Here is a 21557-nt window from a genome sequence, read left to right as displayed (position 1 = left end):
GACGGCCCGCGTCAGAGGGGCTCCACGTCAGGAGGCCCCTGCGTCAGGAGGTCTTCTCCTGCCAGCCCTGGAGCAGCGAGGTGAACTGCTTGCGCGCCTTGGCCCAGTCCTGCGCGGGCGACGACATGTAGAGCGCGTACTCGGTGCCGTCGCGGGCGATGTACGTCTCCTCGATGGCGCGGCGCGGGCCGGGGAACGGGGTGTCCTTCGCCCGCGCGGTCCAGGTGTACTCCCACAGGGCGCCGCCCCGGTCACGGTAGACGTTGCGCTCCAGCGTGATCCGCTTGTAGGCGACCAGATCCTTGATCTGCTGCTCCAGGTCGAGCTGGTGCGCGTACGGGTCGGCGAAGTCCGGGGAGGTGTCGACGGCTATGCGCACGAAGTGCCGTCCGCCGTCCGGCGTGTAGTCGATCTGCTTGAGCTCGCCCTGCGGTCCGAAGGGCTTGCGCTTCCAGCCCTTGGGCAGGGAGAGGCTGAAACCCGCGGGGTCGTCGTGGCGGACCCAGCTGTCGGGAACCGATCCCCCGGGCTGCTGTGTACTCGTGGGACTCGCCGAGTCGGCGGCGCCGCCCGGCGTCTGCCGGCCCTCGTTCCACTGCTGCAGCACCACGGCGGTGGTCCCGCCGATGATGGCCGCGAGCGCGACGACGAGGGCGAGCGTACGCAGCCGGCGACGCCGGCCCGGACCGGTCTGCTGCGGACCCGTCGCCGTCGGACCGATGGTGGTGGGATTGGTCGGTGGATGGCCGGCGACGGGGGTCCCGGACGCCGGCGTCCCGGGGGCCGGGGTGCCTGTGGCGGGGGTGCCGGCCAGCGGCGGAAGCGGTGTCCGGGTGTGCGACCCGGAGCCGGTGCCGGACGGGCCCGTGCCCATGCCCGGGCCGGTCGTGCCCGTGCCCGCCGTGCCCATGCCGCTGTGGACGTCCCGGTACGGCGTCCCCCCGTACTGCGTCGGGACGTACGCCTGTGCCCCGCTCGGCCGACGCCCCTCCGCCGCCTCGGCGAGCATCTGCTCGGCCTCGGACGCGTCGGGCCGGGTGGCCGGATCCTTGCGCAGCAGGGCGTTGATGACGGGCGCGAGCGGACCGGCGTGCTGCAGTTGGGCGGCCTCTTCCTCGACCACCGCCTGCATCGTGGTCAGCGGGGTGGTCCGGCGGAACGGCGACCGGCCCTCCACCGCCGTGTAGAGCGTCGCGGCGAGCGCCCACAGATCGGAGGACGGACCCGGGTCATGGCCGCGCACCCGCTCGGGCGCCAGGTAGTCGACCGAGCCGACGACCTCTCCGGTCCGTGTGATGGTCGTGTCGCCCTCGATCTGGGCGATGCCGAAGTCTGTGAGCAGGACGCGTCCGTCCCGGCCGAGGAGGACGTTGCCCGGCTTGACGTCGCGGTGCAGGACACCGGCGGTGTGCGCAGCGCGCAGGGCCCGCAGCACCCAGAGGCCGACGCGTGCCGCCTCGCGCGGCTCGACGCGCCCCTCCTCCTTGACCGCGTCGGCCAGCGAGCGGCCCTCGACCAGCTCCATCACGATCCACGGGCGGCCGTCGTGCTCCAGCACGTCGTGCACCGTGACGACCGCCGAGTGGTTGATCCGCGCGGCGGCCCGCGCCTCCGCCCGGGTGCGCGCCAGGAGGATGGCCTGCTCGCTCTCGGAGACGTAGAGGGCTGCCGTCAACTCCTTGATGGCGACGGATCGGTGCAGCACCTCGTCATGGGCGCGCCACACCCGGCCCATGCCGCCGCTGCCGATGGAGTCGGCGAGCCGGTAGCGGCCCGCGACGAGCTGGCCCTGCATCTGATTCACGTTGCCCCGCAATGGTCTTGACAGGGTCAGCGTAAGGACCCGCCCTTCCTCAGGGAACAAGCGGGGTACCACGGTGACCGCACTGTGACGGTTGTCGCCTGTCGGGACGCGAGGCAACCAGAGGTTGAACTACCGCGTACAGGCGGCGCGCCGGGCGCTCAGCCCGTCGCCTTGTAGGTCGCCGCCGCCTGCTCGTACAGCCGCGTCACCTCGTCCCGCTCGGCCTCCGGCCCGCGCACCTGGACCACGTGGTACCGCCCCTTGACCAGCATCGCGAGGTTGCGCACATACAGCTCGCCCCCGTCGCCGCCGGTCCAGGTGAACTGCCCCTCGGCCATGGTCCGCCCGCCCACCTCGATCGTCTTCAGCCCGGTGGAGGTGGCCCAGCTGGAGTCGCGGTACGGCTGCAACTCGCGCTCCCTCTCCCGCTGGTAGGCCATCGGATCACCGCCGAACTCCGCGGCGCTGTCCCGGCCCGGTACGACGATGAGCTCGAAGTCGCCCTTCGCGTAGACGACCTGGCCGCTGCCCCGCGAGGTGCGGTCCCAGCCCTTGGCGACGGCGACCTGGAACCCCGCCGCGTCCTTGCGCAGGGTGAAGCCGTCGGCGACATCGGGGCCGGCGGTCTGCGTCTCGGCGGAACCGGCCGACGTCGACGGGCTCTTCTCCGGCTCGGGCGACGTCTGGTCGGGCCGGGGCTCGCTGCTGGCGTCCGGCCCGGGCGCCTGGCTGACCTCACCGGCGGAACCGGTGCGGTCCGTGCCGTCCGTGCCTTCTGCCCCGTCGGTCTTCGACTTGGGCATGAAGAGCATGGCGTAGGCGATCGCGGCGGCCATCACGAGCAGGACCAGCAGGAGCAGGGTGCGGCCGAGGCGGTTCGGCGACCGGGACTCGCGCTTGGCCCGTTTGTGCCGCCCGTGGTGCGCGGGCAGCCCGGCCTTGCGCCTGCGCACCAGCTCGCCCCGGCGGCGTACGACGGGCAGCCGGCTCGCGTCGGCGGGCGGCGCCGCGACGACGTGCACCCCGGCCTCCGGCTCGGGCGCCGAGCGTACGAGCGAGCGCAGCCAGCCGCGCAGTTCCTCGAAGTCGAGGCGCTCGGTGGGGTCCTGACGCAGCAGCGACTCCACGACCGGCCGCAGCGGCCCGCACTCCTCGGCGTACGCGGGCGGTTCGGCGCACACCATCTGCACCAGCTCGGCCGTCGACTCCTCCGGGTAGGGCGCATGCCCCTGCACGGCCCTGAAGAGCAGCGCGCCGAGCGCCCACAGGTCGGTCGCGGGACCGATCGGGGCGGCCAACTGCCAGTTCTCGTGCACGGGTCCGGCCTGCTCGGGCGCCCAGCGCTCCGTCACGGGACCCACCACGGCCATCCGCGCCTGCCGCGCCCGCTCGGCGGCCAGGGCCGTGGCCGGGCCGCGCCGGGGTGCGGGGGTGTCGGCGACCAGCTCGTCCCACCGGGCGGGCGAGCCCTGGGCGGAGGGGTCCGGGGCCGGCGGGAGAGCCGCCTGCTCCTGCCCCTGCGGCAGGGGCGCGCTGCCGGTTCCGCCCCGGGGCGTGGCACCGTGCCAGGCGGTGGTCCGGGGGGCGCCGCCGACGCCGTAGGGGTCGGCTATCCGACCCGGCGGGGGCGCACCGGGTGCCGTGCCCTGCCCGGGGATGTACGGGGACTGCGCCGAGCCGTTGCCGTGGGGCGCGGGCCCGCTGTCCGGGGCGGACCGGGCACCGGGCAGTGCGGCCCGCTCGCCCTCCTGCGCCTCCTGGACCCGTGCGGCGGCCCGGGCCCCCGCCCGGTAGGCCGCGATCGCCCCGGCTCGCGCGACCCGTGGGTCACCGCTGTCGTCCACACTTCTGCGGGCCGGCACGGCCGGGCCCCCGCCCGCCGTGTCACCCCCGGCCGAGGGCAGTCCCCTGGCCTCCCGCGCCTCTATGGCGGCTCGCCGCGCGGCCTCGGGATCGGCCGCGCCACCGAGGCCGGCCGGGGCGCCGCCCCCCGGACCTCCGACGGCACCACCGCCGTGGCCCGGTCCCTGCTCAAGCTCCTCGGAGGCCGGAACCGGGTCGTACCCGCACAGCGCCTCCTCCGCCGCGCCCACCGCGAGACCGGTCAGCATCACCCGGCCGTCGTCGCAGACGAGCACCGTCCGCGCGGTGACGTTCCGGTGCACCCAGCCGTGGGCGTGCAGCACCCGCAGCGCCATGAGGACGTCGGAAGCGACCTCGGCGGCCCGATACGGCGTCAGCGGCTTCTCGGCGAGCAGCGCCGCCAGCGGACGCGCGGCCACCAGCTCACTGACGATCCACAGCGAACCGCCCTCGGCGAACACGTCGAAGACCTGGTCGAGCCGTGGATGGTCGGGAATGGCCGCGGCGGCCTGCGCGGCGTCGACCGCGCGCCGTACCACCGGGTCCGTGGGCCGCCGGGGGCCCGGGCGCGTGCCGGACCGGCGCGCACCACCGTCACGCGCGGTGAAGCCGTCGGGCAGTCCCTCCGCGTCGAGGACCTCGGCCTCGACCACCTCCGGCAACGGCACCTGCCTGACCAGGACTTCCTGTCCGCTGTAGGTGTCGAAGGCCCGGGTCTCGGTGAGTTCGTACTCGTCGGACGGCGGCAGCGGCAGGCGGTAGCGGTCGGCGAGTACCCGGCCCGCATAGTCGTCCACGTTGCCTCCCCCGTCAGCCCGGTCGGTCACATCCGTTCGCCCCACGGTCCGTTCCGGCTGCGCACGGACCGCAAATATTTACGATACGTGCCGCAGGCAACCCGCAATGTGGGGATGCCAGATCTGCCTCCCCAAACCCCGGGACGCTCATGCTCAGGACTTGGGTTCGAAGGTCTTGGTCAGCGTCGCCCACGTGTCCTTGCGCGACTCGCCGTCCCAGTCGGCCGCCTTCGCCGTGTACATCAGCGCGTAGCCCTGGGAGTCGTCGACGACGAATCCGCGGTCGATGGTCCGGTACTTGGTGCCGCTCTCCCGGTAGGTGAACTCCCAGTCGGCCGTGTTCCAGCCGCGGTAATCCACCTTCTCTATGCGGATCTTCTTGTACGCCGCGCGCTGCATGTAGCTTTCCTGGCTCTTCCAGTCCGCCACCGGGTCGCCCTTGGGCGTGGACGTCCAGGCGATGAGCAGCTTCTGCCCGTCGGGCCCGGTGAACCGGTCGCCGGCGGAGCCCGTGGACTGGAACTTCCACCCCTTCGGCAGGCCGATCGAGTACCCCTGGTTCCCCTCGTGAGTCGACTCCGCCGCGGTGCCCTTTCCGGCGGACCCGCCCTCGCCGTCGCCGGCGGATCCGCTCGCCCCGCCGCTCGGTTCGGTGTTCGAGGTGGGCCCCGACGGCGCGGGCTGCGTCGCGGTGTTGTCGGTGCCCGCGCCGTCCTTCTCGTCGCCCTTGGTGTCGGCGCTGCCCGACGCGGTGGCGACGGTCTTGCCGCCGTTCCCGCCGGCGGCCCCCTTCGAGCCCTTGTCGTCCCCGCTGAACGCGATGGTGAGCACCGTGCCGATCACGGCGAGCACCACGACCACGGCGATGATCAGCAGGGTCCGGCGCGATACCACGTCGGTGAGCGGCGCCCGGGGCACCTGCCGGGGCGGCAGGTCCGGCGGCGGCATGACGGGCCACCCCGAACTCCGTCCCTCGGAGGTCGCCTTCGCGTCCTGCGCGCCCCGCTCACCGGACCCGGAAGCCGTCGCCCCCGAGGCCTGCTTGGGACCCGACTGCGACACGGCCGTGCCCGCGCTCCCGGCGGCCGCCTCGTCCTTCGGTCCGGGTGTGGCCTTGGCGCCCTCGGTCTTGGTACGGGTCGCGGCCGACGCCGCGGCCGGTCCGGCCGCGGCCTTGCGCACGGAGCGCAACGCCCCGCGCAGCCGCTCCCCGGCCTCCTCGCCCCGCTTGCTCCCGGCACCCGCCGAGCCGCCCTTGCGCGACGCCTTGTCCGGCTGCGCAGGCAGCGGCACGACCTTCGTCGCGTCCATCGGCTCCGGCTCGGCCGTCTCCGGCGCGTGGATGACGGAGTTCAGCATCGCCCGGGCGCCCGCGTCGTCGAGCCGCTTGGCGGGGTCCTTGGTGAGCAGCCCGTGGATGACGTCCTTCAGCGGACCCGCGTTCTTCGGCTCCTCCAGCGGCTCGGTCATCACCGCGGTGAGGGTCGCTATGGCCGACCCCTTGTCGTACGGCGGAGCTCCCTCCACCGACGCGTACAGCAGCCCGCCGAGCGACCACAGGTCGGCGGCCGGGCCCGGCTTGTGCCCGCGCGCCCGCTCCGGGGAGATGTAGGAGGGCGCGCCGACGAGCATGCCGGTCGAGGTGATGGACGGGTCGCCCTCGACCTGGGCGATACCGAAGTCGGTGAGCACGACCCGGCCGTCCTCGGAGATCAGCACGTTCGACGGCTTCACGTCGCGGTGCAGGATGCCCTCGCGGTGCGCGGACCGCAGCACGTCGAGGACGGCGAGCCCGACCTCCGCGGCCCGCTTCGGCTCGAGGAGGCCGTCCTCCCGGATGGCCTCGGCGAGCGACTTGCCCTCGACGAGCTCCATCACGATCCAGGGCCGGTCGTCCTCCTGGACCACGTCGAAGACGGTCACGGCGCTGTTGTTGCGGATCCGCGCGATCGCCTTGGCCTCGCGCAGCGTCCGCGTGATCAGCCGCCGCTTCTCCTCCTGGTCGATGTTCGTCGGGAACCGCAGCTCCTTGACGGCGACCGTCCGCCCCAGCGTCTCGTCCTCGGCACGCCACACGGTGCCCATGCCGCCGCGGCCGAGCACCTCGCCCAGCCGGTACCGCCCGGCCAGGAGACGCTCCCTGTTGTCCTGACGAGTGTCCTGACGAGATGTGCCCGCCGCCCGCTCCGCCTCCGACATGCGTCCCCTCATACAACCCGCCCTGACAGAGCCTCCATTGTCTCTCACCCGACAAGTGCCCCGTGCCCAGGGGGCCCCTGGGCACCGGGCACCGGGCCCACCCACCCGGAACCCGGGTGTGCCACGCCCCGCGCCGCCTTGCATGATGGGCCCTGACGAGGGAGGAGCCCGCATGCCGCCGCTTCGGACCTTGCTGGCCCTGCCGGTGTCCGTCGCCCTCCTCGGCCTGCCCCCGGCCGACTCCTCGGACCTCTCGGCCCCGCCCACGGACGCGGTGCTGCCGCTGCTTGTGACCCGGGGCGAAGCTCCCGCCGCGGCCCTGCTGGCCCGGGAGGGACACACCACCCGCTATGCCCATGCCGGTCCCGGAATCGCCCGTTCGGACCATTTCCGCGCCGGCAGCATCACGAAGACGTTCATCGCGACGGTCGTGCTGCAACTGGCCGCCGAGCACCGCCTGTCGCTGTCCGACACCGTGGAGCGGCACCTGCCCGGCCTGGTGCGGGGAGCGGGCAACGACGGCCGCGCGCTGACCCTGCGCTCCCTGCTCACCCACACCAGCGGCCTGTACGACTTCACCGCGGACACCGGCGGAACGGCACCCGTCACACCCCGTCAGGCCGTCCGCATCGCCCTCACCCACCCTCCGGCCGCGCGCGGCCGCTTCTCCTACTCGAACACCAACTACGTCCTGCTCGGCCTGGTCATCCAGCAGGTCACCGGCGACTCGTACGCCACCGAGGCCGAGCGCCGCATCATCACTCCCCTGCGTCTGACGGGCACCTCCTTCCCCGGCTCCCGCTCCTCGCTGCCCTCTCCGCACGGCCGCGCCTACGCCGCCGACGGAACCGACGTCACCGATCTCGACCCGCGGGTGGCCGGCGCGGCGGGCGAGCTGGTGACCACGCTCGCCGATCTGGACCGCTTCTACGCGGCCCTGCTCGACGGCAGGCTGCTGCCCCCGCGCCGGCTGCGCGAGATGCTCGACACCCGTGCCGCACACGGCGCGTACGGCATGGGTCTGCTCCCCGAGAAACTTCCGTGCGGCACCACGGTGTGGGGGCACAACGGGCACATCTCCGGCAGCTACGTGCGCACCGCAGCCACCGTCGACGGCCGGCATGTCCTCACCTTCCGCGTGAACACGGACGCGATCGCGGATCCCGACCTCGAACCCGCGGTGCTCGCGGCCGAGTTCTGCCCCCGCACCCCGTAGAACGACCGGGCCCCGAACGGAGATCCCCGTTCACGACACTCGTTCGAGTGAGGTGCCTACCGGGGCACGATGTCCGGCGCCCCCAGCCGCGCCGCGTCCGCCGTGAGGTCGTCGGGCTGCCGCTGCGACTCCCGCTCGGCCTCCACCCGCTTCTGGTAATGCTCGACCTCGCGCTCGACCTGGTCCTTGTCCCAGCCGAGCACGGGCGCCATCAGCCCGGCGGCGTCGCGTGCGCTGCGGCTGCCCCGGTCGAAGGTCTCGATCGAGATGCGCGTCCGCCGGGTCAGCACGTCGTCCAGATGCCGCGCCCCCTCGTGCGAGGCCGCGTACACGATCTCGGCGCGCAGATAGTCGTCGGCCGCCGCCAGGGGCTCGCCCAGCGACGGGTCCTCGGCGATGAGCTCGAGGAGCTCCTCGGTCAGCGCCCCGTACCGGTTCAGCAGGTGCTCCACCCGCACCACGTGCAGTCCGGTCCGGGCGGCGATCCGCGCCCGCGCGTTCCACAGCGCCCGGTAGCCCTCGGCGCCCAGCAGCGGCACGTCCTCGGTGACGCACTCGGCGACGCGCATGTCGAGCCCGTGCACCGCCGCGTCCACCGCGTCCTTGGCCATGACCCGGTACGTCGTGTACTTGCCGCCCGCGACGACGACGAGCCCGGGCACCGGGTGCGCCACGGTGTGCTCGCGCGACAGCTTGCTGGTGGCGTCCGACTCGCCCGCGAGCAGCGGCCGCAGGCCCGCGTACACACCCTGGACGTCATCCCTGGTGAGGGGCACCGCCAGCACCGAGTTGACATGTTCCAGCAGGTAGTCGATGTCCGCGCTGGACGCGGCCGGGTGGGCCTTGTCGAGGTCCCAGTCGGTGTCGGTGGTCCCGACGATCCAGTGCCGGCCCCAGGGGATGACGAACAGCACGGACTTCTCCGTGCGCAGGATCAGCCCGGTCGTGGAGTGGATCCGGTCGCGCGGCACGACCAGGTGGATGCCCTTGGAGGCCCGGACGTGGAACTGGCCGCGCTCCCCGACCATCGCCTGGGTGTCGTCCGTCCACACGCCGGTCGCGTTGACGACCTGCTTGGCGCGGATCTCGTACTCCCCGCCCCCCTCGACGTCCTGCACCCGCGCGCCGACGACCCGCTCGCCCTCGCGCAGGAAGCCCGTCACCCGCGCGCGGTTGGCGGCCTTCGCGCCGTACGCCACCGCCGTGCGCACCATGTTCGTCACGTAGCGGGCGTCGTCCATCTGGGCGTCGTAGTACTGGAGCGCCCCGACCAGCGCGTCCTTCTTCAAGCAGGGCGCCACGCGCAGGGCGTGAGAGCGGGTCAGGTGGCGGTGCACGGGCAGGCCCCGGCCATGGCCGCGCGCCATGGACATGGCGTCGTACATCGCCACGCCGGACCCGGCGTACAGGCGCTCCCAGCCCTTGTGCCGCAGCGGGTACAGGAACGGCACGGGCTTCACCAGATGCGGGGCGAGCCGCTCCAGCAGCAGGCCGCGCTCCTTCAGCGCCTCCCGGACGAGCGCGAAGTCGAGCATCTCCAGATAGCGCAGACCGCCGTGGATCAGTTTGCTGGACCGGCTGGAGGTGCCCGAGGCCCAGTCGCGGGCCTCGACCAGGCCTGTGGCGAGGCCCCGGGTCACGGCGTCGAGGGCGGTGCCCGCACCGACCACGCCCGCGCCCACGACCAGCACGTCCAGCTCTCGCTCGGCCATGGATGCAAGTGACTCGGCTCGCTGCGCCGGCCCGAGTGTCGCTGTCCTCACGCTGCCTCCCGCTCATCGGTCGCGCCGGCCGCACCCGTCGGGTGAGGCCCCGTCGTATCCCCCCTGCCCAAATTCTGACCGGGTTGCCCGGCTTCAGCCACCACGGGCCCTCAGCCTGTGGACAACCCGCACGGAACACTCACCGAAACTCGGCCAGGCAATCCCACATATCGGTCATATTTACTCCTAGTCTGACATTGCGCTCGCCCGTCCTGTCCACAGGGCTTGCGCACCTGTCCCACTTCGGCTACTGGGAAGGACGGCCACGCCGTGCCCGCAGATCTCGCCGTCATCGGACTCGGCCCTTACGGCCTGCCCCTGGCTCAGGCCGCCGTCGCCGCCGGCGTCCCCACCATCGGCTACCGGACCGGCCCCGAGACCGGTTCCCTCAGCCCCGCCGAACTGCGCCGGATGCTCTCGGGGGGCTTCCGGCCGACCACGAACGCCGCCGAGCTCGGCCGGGTACGCACCGCGGTCATCTGCGCACCGACCCCGCCGGATGCGGACGGCCGGCTCGATCTGAGCCAGGTGGAGACCGCCGCCCGCACCCTGGCCGCACACCTGCGCCCGCACACCACGGTGATCCTGGAGTCACCTGTGTACCCCGGGGCGACAGAGGAATTCCTGCGCCCGCTCCTCGAAGAGGGCTCGGGCCTGCGGGCGGGCCGCGACTTCCACCTCGCCCACTCCCCCAGCCGCGTCGACCCCGGCAATCGCGACTTCACGCCCGCCGGCACCCCCAAGGTCATCGGCGGCCTCACCCCGGCCTGCACCGAGTCGGCCGCCGCCTTCTACGGACGGCTCACGGACAAGGTGGTACGCGCGCGTGGACTGCGCGAGGCGGAGACCGTGCAGCTGCTGGAGACCAACTACCGGCACGTCAACATCGCCCTCGTCAACGAGATGGCCGCGCTCTGCCACGACCTGGGCATCGACCTGTGGGACGTGATCCGCTGCGCGGAGACCAAGCCGTTCGGCTTCCAGGCCTTCCGCCCCGGCCCGGGCGTCGGCGGCCACACCCTCCCCCAGGACCTGACCGCCCACGGCGGCCGCAGCCTGCGCATGGTGGAACTGGCCCAGAAGGTCAACAGCCGGATGCCCCGCTACGTCGTCCAGCGCGGCGCCCAGCTCCTCAACGAGCACGGCAAGTCCGCGCGCGGCGCACGCGTGCTGCTCCTGGGCGTCACCTACGAGCCCGACCTCGCCGACCTGCAGGGCACCCCCGCCCAGGAGATCGCCCTGCGTCTGATGGACCTGGGCGCGTCGGTCAGCTACCACGACCCGCACGTCCCGGCCTGGAGCGTCCTCGACCGCCCCGTCCCCCGGGCGGACTCCCTCTACGAAGCGGCCGCCGACGCGGATCTGACCATCCTGCTCCAGCAGCACCGCACCTACGACCTCCAGGGCCTGTCGGTGAAGGCGCAGCTGCTCCTGGACACACGAGGGGCGGCACCCGCGGGTGCCGCCCACCGTCTGTGACATCGTGCCCGAGGCCTACCGCCGGTGCTGCGAGTCCGCCACCGTCACCTCGACGCGCTGGAACTCCTTCAGCTCGCTGTAGCCGGTGGTGGCCATGGCGCGGCGCAGGGCGCCGAAGAGGTTCATCGAGCCGTCGGGGGTGTGGGACGGGCCGGTGAGGATCTCCTCGATGGTCCCGACCGTGCCGAGGTCGACCTTCTTGCCGCGCGGCAGCTCCTCGTTCACGGCCTCCATGCCCCAGTGGTGCCCCTTGCCCGGACCGTCGGTCGCGCGGGCGAGCGGGGAGCCCATCATGACCGCGTCGGCACCGCAGGCGATCGCCTTGGGCAGGTCGCCGGACCAGCCGACACCGCCGTCCGCGATCACGTGCACGTACCGGCCGCCGGACTCGTCCATGTAGTCACGGCGCGCGGCCGCGACGTCGGCGACCGCCGTCGCCATGGGGACCTGGATGCCGAGCACATTGCGCGTGGTGTGCGCGGCGCCGCCGCCGAAGCCGACCAGCACACCGGCCGCGCCGGTGCGCATCAGGTGCAGGGCCGCGGTGTACGTGGCGCAGCCGCCGACGATCACCGGAACGTCCAGCTCGTAGATGAACTGCTTCAGGTTCAGCGGCTCGGACGCCCCGGAGACATGCTCCGCCGAGACCGTCGTACCGCGGATGACGAAGATGTCCACGCCCGCGTCGACGACGGCCTTGGAGAACTGGGCCGTGCGCTGCGGGGAGAGCGCGGCGGCCGTGACCACGCCCGAGTCGCGCACCTCCTTGATGCGGGCGCCGATCAGCTCCTCCTTGATCGGCGCGGCGTAGATCTCCTGAAGGCGCCGGGTCGCCGCCTCGGCGGGCAGCTCGGCGATCTCGTCCAGCAGCGGCTGCGGGTCCTCGTGGCGCGTCCACAGGCCCTCGAGGTTCAGCACGCCGAGGCCGCCCAGCTCGCCGATGCGGATGGCGGTGGCCGGGGAGACGACCGAGTCCATGGGGGCGGCCAGGAACGGCAGCTCGAAGCGGTAGGCGTCGATCTGCCAGGCGATCGAGACCTCCTTCGGGTCCCGCGTACGGCGGCTGGGGACGACGGCGATGTCGTCGAAGGCGTACGCCCGGCGGCCGCGCTTGCCGCGCCCGATCTCGATCTCAGTCACGTCTGTGGCCTTTCCCTGATGCGTTGCAGCGTCTTCCAGTATCGCCGACGGGCACGACAGGGGCGGTCCCGGATGCTCCGGGACCGCCCCTGGTCCGTCTCACGCGCGCGTGCGGGTCACTTGCTGCGGCTGTAGTTGGGCGCCTCGACCGTCATCTGGATGTCGTGCGGGTGGCTCTCCTTGAGGCCCGCGGACGTGATCCGGACGAAACGGCCGTTGTCCTGGAGGTCCGGCACCGTGCGGCCGCCGACGTAGAACATCGACTGGCGCAGGCCGCCGACCAGCTGGTGGACGACCGAGGAGAGCGGGCCGCGGTAGGGCACCTGGCCCTCGATGCCCTCGGGGACCAGCTGCTCGTCGGAGGCGACGCCCTCCTGGAAGTAGCGGTCCTTGGAGAAGGACTTGCGGTCGCCGCGGGTCTGCATGGCACCCAGAGAGCCCATGCCGCGGTACGACTTGAACTGCTTGCCGTTGATGAAGAGCAGCTCGCCCGGCGACTCCTCGCAGCCGGCCAGCAGCGAGCCCAGCATCACGGTGTCGGCGCCGGCGACCAGGGCCTTGGCGATGTCGCCGGAGTACTGCAGACCGCCGTCGCCGATGACCGGGACACCGGCCGCCTTGGCGGCGAGAGCGGCCTCGTAGATGGCCGTGACCTGCGGAACGCCGACACCGGCGACCACGCGGGTGGTGCAGATGGAGCCGGGGCCGACACCGACCTTGATGCCGTCGACGCCCGCGTCGACCAGGGCCTTGGCACCGTCGCGCGTGGCGATGTTGCCGCCGATGACGTCGACACCGGACGCGTTCGACTTGATCTTGGCGACCATGTCGCCGACCAGCCGGGAGTGGCCGTGCGCCGTGTCGACGACGATGAAGTCGACGCCCGCCTCGATCAGGGCCTGGGCCCGCTCGTAGGAGTCACCCGCGACACCGACGGCGGCGCCGACGAGGAGGCGGCCCTCCGCGTCCTTGGCGGCGCTCGGGTACTTCTCCGCCTTGACGAAGTCCTTGACGGTGATCAGGCCCTTGAGAACGCCCTCGTCGTCGACCAGCGGCAGCTTCTCGATCTTGTGCTTGCGCAGCAGCTCCATGGCCTCGACACCGGAGATGCCGACCTTGCCGGTGACCAGCGGCATCGGCGTCATGACCTCCCGGACCCGGCGGGTGCGGTCGGTCTCGAAGGCCATGTCGCGGTTGGTGACGATGCCGAGCAGCTTCTTGGCGGGGTCGGTGACCGGGACACCGCTGATGCGGAACTTGGCGCACAGCGCGTCGGCCTCGGCGAGCGTGGCGTCCGGGTGGACCGTGATCGGGTCGGCCACCATGCCCGACTCGGACCGCTTCACCAGGTCGACCTGGTTGGCCTGGTCCTCGATGGACAGGTTGCGGTGCAACACGCCGACGCCGCCCTGGCGGGCCATCGCGATCGCCATGCGCGACTCGGTGACCTTGTCCATGGCGGCGGACAGCAGCGGGATGTTGACCCGCACGTTCTTCGAGACGTACGAGGCGGTGTCGATCTCGTCGGGTGCCATGTCCGACGGGCCCGGCAGCAGCAGCACGTCGTCGTAGGTCAGCCCGAGTGTCGCGAATTTTCCGGGCACTCCGTCGACGTTGGCAGTCATGACACCTTCCCCAAATGGCCTTGATCGGTGCGGATGTCCATGCTAACGGGAAGCGCGGCTGTCTCATTCCACGGTTCCGGTCGGCTCCGGGCTTCGTATGTTCGTACGGAAGCCGCGCACCGCCTGTTCAATCAAGGGCTGCTGAAGGGCTACTGCTCGGCGAGCGCCCGCAGCCGGCTCAGCGCCCGGTGCTGCGCCACCCGGACCGCGCCGGGTGACATTCCCAACATCTGGCCCGTCTCCTCGGCCGTGAGCCCCACCGCGATGCGCAGCAGCAACAGCTCCCGCTGGTTCTCGGGCAGGTTGGCCAGGAGTTTCTTGGCCCATTCGGCGTCACTGCTCAGCAGTGCGCGCTCCTCCGGTCCCAGGGAGTCGTCGGGGCGCTCGGGCATCTCGTCGGAGGGGATGGCCGTCGAGCCGGGGTGGCGCATCGCCGCGCGCTGCAGGTCGGCGACCTTGTGGGCGGCGATGGCGAAGACGAACGCCTCGAAGGGACGCCCGGTGTCCCGGTAGCGGGGCAGCGCGAGGAGCACCGCCACGCACACCTCCTGGGCGAGGTCCTCCACGAAGTGCCGGGCGTCGCCCGGGAGACGGGACAGACGGGTGCGGCAGTAGCGCAGCGCCAAGGGGTGGACATGGGCGAGCAGATCGTGCGTGGCCTGCTCGTCCCCGTCGACGGCGCGGTGGACGAGCGCTCCGATCGCCCCATGGGCATTGACCGCCTCGTCGTCGCGCATCGGTCCATGGTGCCTTGCGGCCACTGGGTCCGCGGCACCGCGCCCGTTGTTGTGCACCGAAGCGTTATGAGCAGGTGCGCCGGCACTCATCCCCTGCGCCCTCCCCTTCCGCTCGACCGACTCGTCCCCGAGGAACTCCACACCCTCAAGGATGCGGCATCCGCGGCGAAACAAGCAGCGGGCTCCCGGCGGACACCCGGCCCGACCCCGCCCACCTGGCTCTTCGTGCCCCCACTGCGACCACCGCCACATGCGCGGCCGCCCTCAGGACCTGCCGTTCGGATCGTCCCGGGGGCAGGCGGCCTCGCAGGCACCCGGCCGAACTCTCGACTCCGTCCCGGGAGGCGGTGCCCCGCACCGGCTTTGCCGTCGGCCGCCGGCCGTCGCACGCGTGCGTACGGCTCGCGCGGGGGCATCCGCATGCCCCCGCTCACCGGCCCGCGCCGAATGCCTCGCGCCGAAGCCGGCCCGATCCGAACGACAGGCCCTAGCGCACCAGGCCCCACCGGAAGCCGAGCGCCACGGCGTGGGCCCGGTCCGAGGCGCCGAGCTTCTTGAACAGGCGCCGGGCGTGCGTCTTGACGGTGTCCTCGGAGAGGAACAGCTCGCGGCCGATCTCCGCGTTCGAGCGGCCGTGGCTCATGCCTTCGAGGACCTGGATCTCACGCGCCGTGAGCGTGGGCGCGGCGCCCATCTCGGCCGAGCGCAGCCGGCGCGGGGCCAGTCGCCAGGTCGGGTCGGCCAGGGCCTGCGTCACCGTCGCGCGCAGCTCGGCGCGGGAGGCGTCCTTGTGCAGATAACCCCGGGCACCGGCGGCGACAGCGAGCGCCACGCCGTCCAGGTCCTCGGCGACCGTGAGCATGATGATGCGCGCACCGGGGTCGGCCGACAGCAGCCGCCGGACCGTCTCGACGCCGCCCAGACCGGGCATGCGCACGTCCATCAGAATCAGGTCCGAGCGGTCGGCCCCCCAGCGGCGGAGGACTTCCTCGCCGTTGGCCGCCGTCGTCACGCGCTCTACGCCGGGCACGGTCGCGACCGCGCGACGGAGCGCCTCTCGGGCAAGCGGGGAGTCGTCGCAGACGAGGACGGAAGTCATGACCGCCCTCCGCAGCTGATGCACGTCACCTTGAGCCTCCAGGCTGGTACGAAATCGTCACCTGTGCGGTCGACCGACTCGGACGCCCGTCCGAGCGCTTGTTCCTTCAACCGCCTCGCCCTCTCAACGACGGTCACTCGAAAGAGTTACGGGGTCGGCTGTCATCTTCGGCACTCTACGTGAGGGGGCGGACACGGTGCAGACATGCGCAGCAGACCCACGAACTTTCATCACAACCTATGCCCCATTCAGACCCATTTCTTCCGCTTTGCCAGTGTCTGGAGCTAGATTCGCAATGAGTCATATTTTCATCTCCTTAGATCGTAGTTGTACGGTCGTAGACACCGGATCCGCCCAAAACGGCAACAAGGGGTCACGTAATGGCAGATTTCTCCCGCCTTCCCGGACCGAACGCGGACCTGTGGGACTGGCAGCTGCTGGCTGCCTGTCGCGGGGTGGACAGCTCGCTCTTCTTCCATCCGGAGGGCGAGCGCGGTGCGGCTCGGAGTGCTCGCGAGAACTCGGCCAAAGAGGTCTGCATGAGGTGCCCGGTACGCGCCGAGTGCGCCGCCCACGCACTGGCGGTGCGCGAGCCGTACGGCGTGTGGGGCGGGCTGACCGAGGACGAGCGCGAAGAGCTCATGGGGCGGGCGCGCAACCGGCTGGTGTCGGCGTCGGCACCGGGCGGGCATACCGCCTCGCACCACTGAAATAACGTTTCTGCGAACGGCACGCGCACGCGTGCTCTTGGTTTTCGCTAGCGGACGGCCGCCCGCGCCAGCTGATCGAGCGTCGCCGACACCGCCGGGACCTGGGCGAGGTCGGGCAGGGTGAGCGCGACGATCTCCCGCCGCACCGCCGGTTCCAGCGTCACGGTGCGTACGCCCCGGGGCCGTACCGACTCGACGGCCAGCTGCGGCAGCACGGCCACACCCAGTCCGGCGCCGACCAGGCCGACGACCGCCGGGTAGTCGTCGGTGGCGAAGTCGATGCGAGGCGTGAAGCCGGCCGCCGCGCACACCTCGACCAACTGGCCGCGACAGCGCGGGCAGCCCGCGATCCACGGCTCCTGCGCGAGCTCGCCGATGGCGACGGACCGCGCGCCCGCGAGCCGGTGCCGCTCCGGCACGAGGGCGACGAGCCGGTCCGACAGCAGCGGCCGTACGACGAGGTCGTCCCACTCCTCCGCGCCCGCGGCGCCCTCGTAGCGGAAGGCGAGCGCCACGTCGCAGTCGCCCTCGCGCAGCAGGCCGACCGATGCGGGCGGTTCGGCCTCCTCCAGGGAGACGCGGGTGCCGGGGTGTGCCGCGCGCAGCGCGGCGAGGGCCGTCGGCACGAGCGTGGAGCTGCCGCTGGGGAAGGAGACGAGCCGGACCCGTCCCGCGCGCAGCCCGGCGATGGCGGCGACCTCCTCCTCCGCGGCCGTGAGCCCGGCGAGGATCCCGGCGGCGTGCCGCACCAGCGCCTCACCGGCCTGGGTCAGACGCATCTCGCGCCCGGTGCGGATGAGAAGGGGGGTGCCGACGGAGGTTTCCAGGGCCTTCATCTGCTGGCTGACGGCGGGCTGGGTGCAGCCCAGTTCCCGTCCCGCGGCGGAGAAGGAACCGGTGGCGGCGACGGCGCGCAGTACGCGGAGATGACGAGCTTCGATCACCCTTCGAGAATAAGCGACCCTTTGACGCCGATGCGAATAATGCGTCGACGCTTTGGGGTCCGGTCCCTTACCGTGCGGTGCATGAAGCTTCTGTCTGTGAATCTGGGCCGCGCCAAGGCTGTGCCGTACACGGACAACCCGGAGGGCGTGACCGGGATCGACAAGCAGCCGGTGGACGGGTCCGTGCGGGTGTCCGCGCCCGGGCCCAAGGGCATCGGCGGGAGCGGTCTGGCCGGGGACGCGGTGTGCAAGCTGGAGCACCACGGCGGCGACGACCAGGCGGTGTACGCGATGGCGCGCGAGGACCTGGACGAGTGGGAGCGCGAGCTGGGCCGGACGCTGGCCGACGGGGCGTTCGGCGAGAACCTCACGACCCAGGGGCTGGACGTGTCCGGCGCGCGGATCGGCGAGCGCTGGCGCATCGGGCCCGAGGTGGTGCTGGAGATCACCTCCGGGCGGATCCCGTGCCGCACGTTCCAGGGCCATCTGGAGGAGAAGGGCTGGGTGAAGCGGTTCACACAGCGCGGCGCGCCGGGGGCGTATCTGCGGGTGATCGAGCCCGGCGCGATTCGGGCGGGCGACGCCGTCGAGATCGTGCACCGGCCGGACCACGACGTGACGGTGGCCCTGCAGTTCCGGGCGGTGACCACCGAGCGGCCGCTGCTGCCGCGGCTGCTGGCGGCGGGCGAGGCGCTGCACCCGGAGGTACTGCGGACGGCGCGGGAGTACGTGGAGAAGTACGGGGCCTGACGGCGGCTCACCGCGGCTGTCTCCACCGACCCTTCACCGGCGAAGGCCCCGTCCGGAAGCGGACGCACCCAGTCCGGGTCACTAACCTTCTGCCATGACAACGGCTCTGATTACGGGATCGACGGCAGGCATCGGGGCCGCGTTCGCGCGGCGACTGGCGGCGGACGGGCACAACCTGGTGCTGGTGGCCCGCGACACCAAGCGGCTCAGGGAACAGGCGACCGAGCTGCACGACGGGCACGGCATCGAGGCGGAGGTGCTGACGGCCGACCTGGCGGAGGACAAGGGCATCGAGGCGGTGGCCGCCAGGCTGGGCGACCGCAAGAACCCCGTCGACCTCCTGGTCAACAACGCCGGATTCGGCAACAAGGGCCGCTATCTCGATGTCTCCATGGCCGATGAGCTGCGGATGCTCAAGGTGCACTGCGAGGCGGTGCTGCGGCTGACGTCGGCGGCGACCGAGGGCATGCGGGCGCGCGGCCGGGGTGGTGTCGTCAATGTGGCGTCGGTCGCCGCGTTCGTCCCGCGGGGCACCTACGGCGCGTCCAAGGCCTGGGTCGTGCAGTTCACGCAGGGCGCGGCGCGCGACCTGGCCGGCAGCGGCGTACGGCTGATGGCGCTCTGCCCCGGTTTCGTGCGCACGGAGTTCCACGACCGGGCCGGCATGGGCACGGACAACATCCCGAGCTGGATGTGGCTCGACGCGGACAAGCTGGTGGCGGCGGCGCTGCACGACCTGGCCCGGGGCAAGACGCTGTCGATCCCGGACCCGCGGTACAAGGCGCTGATGGGGGCGGCGAAGCTGGTGCCCAGAGGGATGCTCGGGGCGGTCTCGTCCAGGACGGGGCGGAAGTACGGGCCGCGGTAGGGGACGACGGTCGGTCCGGCCGGGAGGCACCCGGGCGTCCCGCTTGGGATGATGGAGCTGTTCAGCCGGACCCAGGGGGGCCGGAGGCGAGGCCATGACCTTCGTACAGCTCATCGAATGCAGGACCAGTCGGCTCGACGAGATGAACCGGCTGATGGACAGGTGGGTCGAGCAGACCAAGGGGAAGCGGACCGCTTCGCACAGTGTGGTGGCGAAGGACCGGGCCGACGCCTCGCACGTCGTCGAGATCGTGGAGTTTCCGTCGTACGAGGAGGCGATGCGGAACTCCGGGCTTCCGGAGACCGACCGGATCTTCCAGGAGATGGTGGCGCTCTGCGACGAGACGCCGACGTTCACCGATCTGGACGTGGTGCGGGACGAGCAGCTGTACGCGGCCACCGCGCGCAGGTTCTTCGAGCAGGCGCCCGGGCAGGGTGCGGCGCCCCCGTTCAACGACGTGTTCATCGAGGACTACCACGACCACGATCCCGCCAATGTGCAGGACGTCATCGGGCTGGACGCGATGCGGCGCGAGGTGGAGATGTGGCGGGGCGGCTTCGACTTCTCGTTCACGGTCGAGGACCAGCTCGCCCAGGGCGACCGGGTGTGCACCCGGTGGGCCTGGAAGGGGCACCACAAGGGCGACTTCCTCGGGATTCCGCCGACCGGGAAGGACGTCACCATGACCGGGACGACCGTCCACCGGTGCACGCCGGACGGGAAGATCGCCGAGGGCTGGTGGGAGTACGACCGGCTGGGGCTGATGCAGCAGCTCGGGGCGCTCGAGCCGCTGGAGCTCTGACCGGCGCGGGATCTACGGGAGAAGCCCCCGTTCCGCCTGGGCGGAACGGGGGCTTCTGCTACGAGGTCGGTGCCTCAGTGGGCGTGGCCGTGGCCGTGGCCCCCGGCGGCCGGCTCCTCCTCTTCCTTCTTCTCGACGACCAGGGTCTCGGTCGTGAGGAGGAGGGAGGCGATGGAGGCGGCGTTCTCCAGGGCGGAGCGGGTGACCTTGACCGGGTCGATGACGCCGGCCTTGACCAGGTCGCCGTACTCGCCGGTGGCGGCGTTGAAGCCCTGGCCCTTGTCGAGCTCGGCGACCTTGGAGGTGATGACGTAACCCTCCAGGCCGGCGTTCTCGGCGATCCAGCGCAGCGGCTCGACGGCGGCCTTGCGGACGACGGCGACACCGGTGGCCTCGTCGCCGGTCTTGCCGAGGTTGCCCTCGAGGACCTTCACGGCGTGGACGAGCGCGGAGCCACCACCGGAGACGATGCCCTCCTCGACCGCGGCGCGGGTCGCGGAGATGGCGTCCTCCAGACGGTGCTTGCGCTCCTTGAGCTCGACCTCGGTGGCGGCACCCACGCGGATGACGCACACGCCGCCGGCCAGCTTCGCGAGGCGCTCCTGGAGCTTCTCGCGGTCCCAGTCGGAGTCGGTGGACTCGATCTCGGCCTTGATCTGGGCGACGCGGCCCTGCACGTCGTCCTTGTTGCCGGCGCCGTCGACGACCGTGGTGTCGTCCTTGGTGACGGTGATGCGGCGGGCGGAGCCGAGGACGTCCAGGCCGACCTGGTCGAGCTTGAGGCCGACCTCCTCGGAGACGACCGTGGCGCCGGTGAGGACCGCGAGGTCCTGCAGCATCGCCTTGCGGCGGTCGCCGAAGCCGGGGGCCTTCACCGCGACGGCGTTGAAGGTGCCGCGGATCTTGTTCACGACGAGGGTGGACAGCGCCTCGCCGTCGACGTCCTCGGCGATGATCAGCAGCGGCTTGGAGGCGTTGGCCTGGATGACCTTCTCCAGCAGCGGCAGCAGGTCCGCGATGGCGGAGATCTTGCCCTGCGTGATGAGGACGTACGGGTCGTCCAGGACGGCTTCCATGCGCTCCTGGTCCGTCACGAAGTACGGCGACAGGTAGCCCTTGTCGAAGGCCATGCCCTCGGTGAAGTCCAGCTCCAGACCGAAGGTGTTGGACTCCTCGACGGTGATGACACCGTCCTTGCCGACCTTGTCCATCGCCTCGGCGATGAGCTCGCCGACCTGCTGGTCCTGGGCGGACAGACCGGCGACGGCGGCGATGTCGGACTTCTCGTCGATCGGGCGGGCGGTCGCGAGGAGCTCCTCGGACACGGCCTTGACCGCGGCGTCGATGCCCTTCTTCAGGGCGGCCGGGGAGGCACCGGCGGCGACGTTCTTCAGGCCCTCGCGCACGAGCGCCTGGGCGAGCACGGTCGCGGTGGTCGTACCGTCACCCGCGATGTCGTTGGTCTTGGTCGCCACCTCCTTGACCAGCTGGGCACCGAGGTTCTCGTACGGGTCCTCGACCTCGACCTCGCGGGCGATGGTCACACCGTCGTTGGTGATGGTGGGGGCGCCGAACTTCTTGTCGATGACGACGTTGCGGCCCTTGGGGCCGATCGTCACCTTGACCGTGTCGGCAAGCTTGTTGACGCCGCGCTCGAGGGCGCGACGGGCGTCCTCGTCGAACTTCAGGATCTTCGCCATGGGAGCGGTTCAGCCCTCTCGGAAAACGTGGGTGAAACGAACTGCGCCCCCGACGCCCGGC

16 protein-coding genes are annotated in these 21557 nt (G+C 71.9%); 6 read left to right on the top strand and 10 right to left on the bottom strand.

Going from position 1 to position 21557, the window contains the following annotated elements; all coding sequences use genetic code 11:
* Window positions 1-43: 43 nt before the first annotated feature.
* The 3 genes from OHU35_RS26295 to OHU35_RS26285 all read right to left on the bottom strand — a co-directional run bounded on the left by OHU35_RS26295 (window position 44) and on the right by OHU35_RS26285 (window position 6663).
* Window positions 44-1795, bottom strand: coding sequence for a serine/threonine-protein kinase (locus OHU35_RS26295; RefSeq protein ID WP_189722736.1), 1752 nt, complete (start codon window positions 1793-1795; stop codon window positions 44-46).
* 167 nt (window positions 1796-1962) lie between these two features.
* Window positions 1963-4464 (bottom strand): protein kinase, encoded by a 2502-nt coding sequence (locus tag OHU35_RS26290; RefSeq protein WP_405507097.1) that lies wholly within the window; start codon window positions 4462-4464, stop codon window positions 1963-1965.
* A gap of 153 nt (window positions 4465-4617) precedes the next feature.
* Window positions 4618-6663, bottom strand: a complete 2046-nt coding sequence (locus OHU35_RS26285) for a serine/threonine-protein kinase (RefSeq protein WP_189722734.1) — start codon at window positions 6661-6663, stop codon at window positions 4618-4620.
* 172 nt (window positions 6664-6835) lie between these two features.
* Here OHU35_RS26285 and OHU35_RS26280 point away from each other — a divergent pair, with 172 nt between their 5' ends.
* Window positions 6836-7879, top strand: a complete 1044-nt coding sequence (locus OHU35_RS26280) for a serine hydrolase domain-containing protein (RefSeq protein WP_405507095.1) — start codon at window positions 6836-6838, stop codon at window positions 7877-7879.
* 56 nt (window positions 7880-7935) lie between these two features.
* On the opposite strand, the gene OHU35_RS26275 is transcribed toward OHU35_RS26280, so the two are convergent.
* On the bottom strand, window positions 7936-9642 hold the full coding sequence (locus tag OHU35_RS26275) for a glycerol-3-phosphate dehydrogenase/oxidase (RefSeq protein ID WP_189722732.1): 1707 nt from the start codon (window positions 9640-9642) through the stop codon (window positions 7936-7938).
* Between the two features lie 270 nt (window positions 9643-9912).
* On the opposite strand from OHU35_RS26275, the gene OHU35_RS26270 reads away from it, so the two are divergent.
* Window positions 9913-11121 (top strand): nucleotide sugar dehydrogenase, encoded by a 1209-nt coding sequence (locus OHU35_RS26270; RefSeq protein ID WP_189722731.1) that lies wholly within the window; start codon window positions 9913-9915, stop codon window positions 11119-11121.
* Between the two features lie 15 nt (window positions 11122-11136).
* On the opposite strand, the gene OHU35_RS26265 is transcribed toward OHU35_RS26270, so the two are convergent.
* From OHU35_RS26265 to OHU35_RS26250, 4 genes are all read right to left on the bottom strand, one after another.
* The gene (locus OHU35_RS26265) at window positions 11137-12261 is read right to left on the bottom strand and encodes a GuaB3 family IMP dehydrogenase-related protein (RefSeq protein WP_184591345.1); all 1125 of its coding nucleotides are present in this window, start codon (window positions 12259-12261) and stop codon (window positions 11137-11139) included.
* Window positions 12262-12377: 116 nt separating this feature from the next.
* Window positions 12378-13886 carry an IMP dehydrogenase gene (gene guaB, locus OHU35_RS26260; protein WP_189722730.1) on the bottom strand — a complete coding sequence of 503 codons (1509 nt, stop codon included), beginning with the start codon at window positions 13884-13886 and terminating at the stop codon, window positions 12378-12380.
* Between the two features lie 149 nt (window positions 13887-14035).
* The gene (locus tag OHU35_RS26255) at window positions 14036-14623 is read right to left on the bottom strand and encodes a sigma-70 family RNA polymerase sigma factor (RefSeq protein WP_189722729.1); all 588 of its coding nucleotides are present in this window, start codon (window positions 14621-14623) and stop codon (window positions 14036-14038) included.
* 487 nt (window positions 14624-15110) lie between these two features.
* Entirely contained in the window at window positions 15111-15722 is a 612-nt protein-coding gene (locus OHU35_RS26250) for a response regulator transcription factor (RefSeq protein ID WP_003948568.1), read from the bottom strand.
* Window positions 15723-16102: 380 nt separating this feature from the next.
* On the opposite strand from OHU35_RS26250, the gene OHU35_RS26245 reads away from it, so the two are divergent.
* Window positions 16103-16432 (top strand): WhiB family transcriptional regulator, encoded by a 330-nt coding sequence (locus tag OHU35_RS26245; RefSeq protein ID WP_184591351.1) that lies wholly within the window; start codon window positions 16103-16105, stop codon window positions 16430-16432.
* A gap of 47 nt (window positions 16433-16479) precedes the next feature.
* Here OHU35_RS26245 and OHU35_RS26240 read toward each other — a convergent pair whose 3' ends face one another.
* Window positions 16480-17376: a LysR family transcriptional regulator gene (locus tag OHU35_RS26240; protein WP_189722728.1), complete on the bottom strand. Its 897-nt coding sequence runs from the start codon at window positions 17374-17376 to the stop codon at window positions 16480-16482.
* 81 nt (window positions 17377-17457) lie between these two features.
* On the opposite strand from OHU35_RS26240, the gene OHU35_RS26235 reads away from it, so the two are divergent.
* The 3 genes from OHU35_RS26235 (at window position 17458) to OHU35_RS26225 (ending at window position 19796) form a co-directional block, all read left to right on the top strand.
* Entirely contained in the window at window positions 17458-18126 is a 669-nt protein-coding gene (locus OHU35_RS26235) for an MOSC domain-containing protein (protein ID WP_405507092.1), read from the top strand.
* Between the two features lie 94 nt (window positions 18127-18220).
* The gene (locus OHU35_RS26230; RefSeq protein ID WP_189722726.1) at window positions 18221-18994 is read left to right on the top strand and encodes an SDR family oxidoreductase; all 774 of its coding nucleotides are present in this window, start codon (window positions 18221-18223) and stop codon (window positions 18992-18994) included.
* Window positions 18995-19088: 94 nt separating this feature from the next.
* Complete coding sequence (locus OHU35_RS26225; protein WP_189722725.1) at window positions 19089-19796, top strand: ester cyclase; 708 nt, start codon at window positions 19089-19091, stop codon at window positions 19794-19796.
* Window positions 19797-19870: 74 nt separating this feature from the next.
* On the opposite strand, the gene groL is transcribed toward OHU35_RS26225, so the two are convergent.
* Window positions 19871-21496: a chaperonin GroEL gene (gene groL, locus OHU35_RS26220; protein WP_189722724.1), complete on the bottom strand. Its 1626-nt coding sequence runs from the start codon at window positions 21494-21496 to the stop codon at window positions 19871-19873.
* Window positions 21497-21557: the final 61 nt, after the last annotated feature.

Source organism: Streptomyces purpurascens, assembly GCF_045040895.1.
Taxonomy (GTDB): Bacteria; Actinomycetota; Actinomycetes; order Streptomycetales; family Streptomycetaceae; genus Streptomyces; species Streptomyces purpurascens.
The sequence above is the reverse complement of the archived record's forward strand: the minus strand, read 5'-3'. Positions and strand labels throughout refer to the sequence as shown.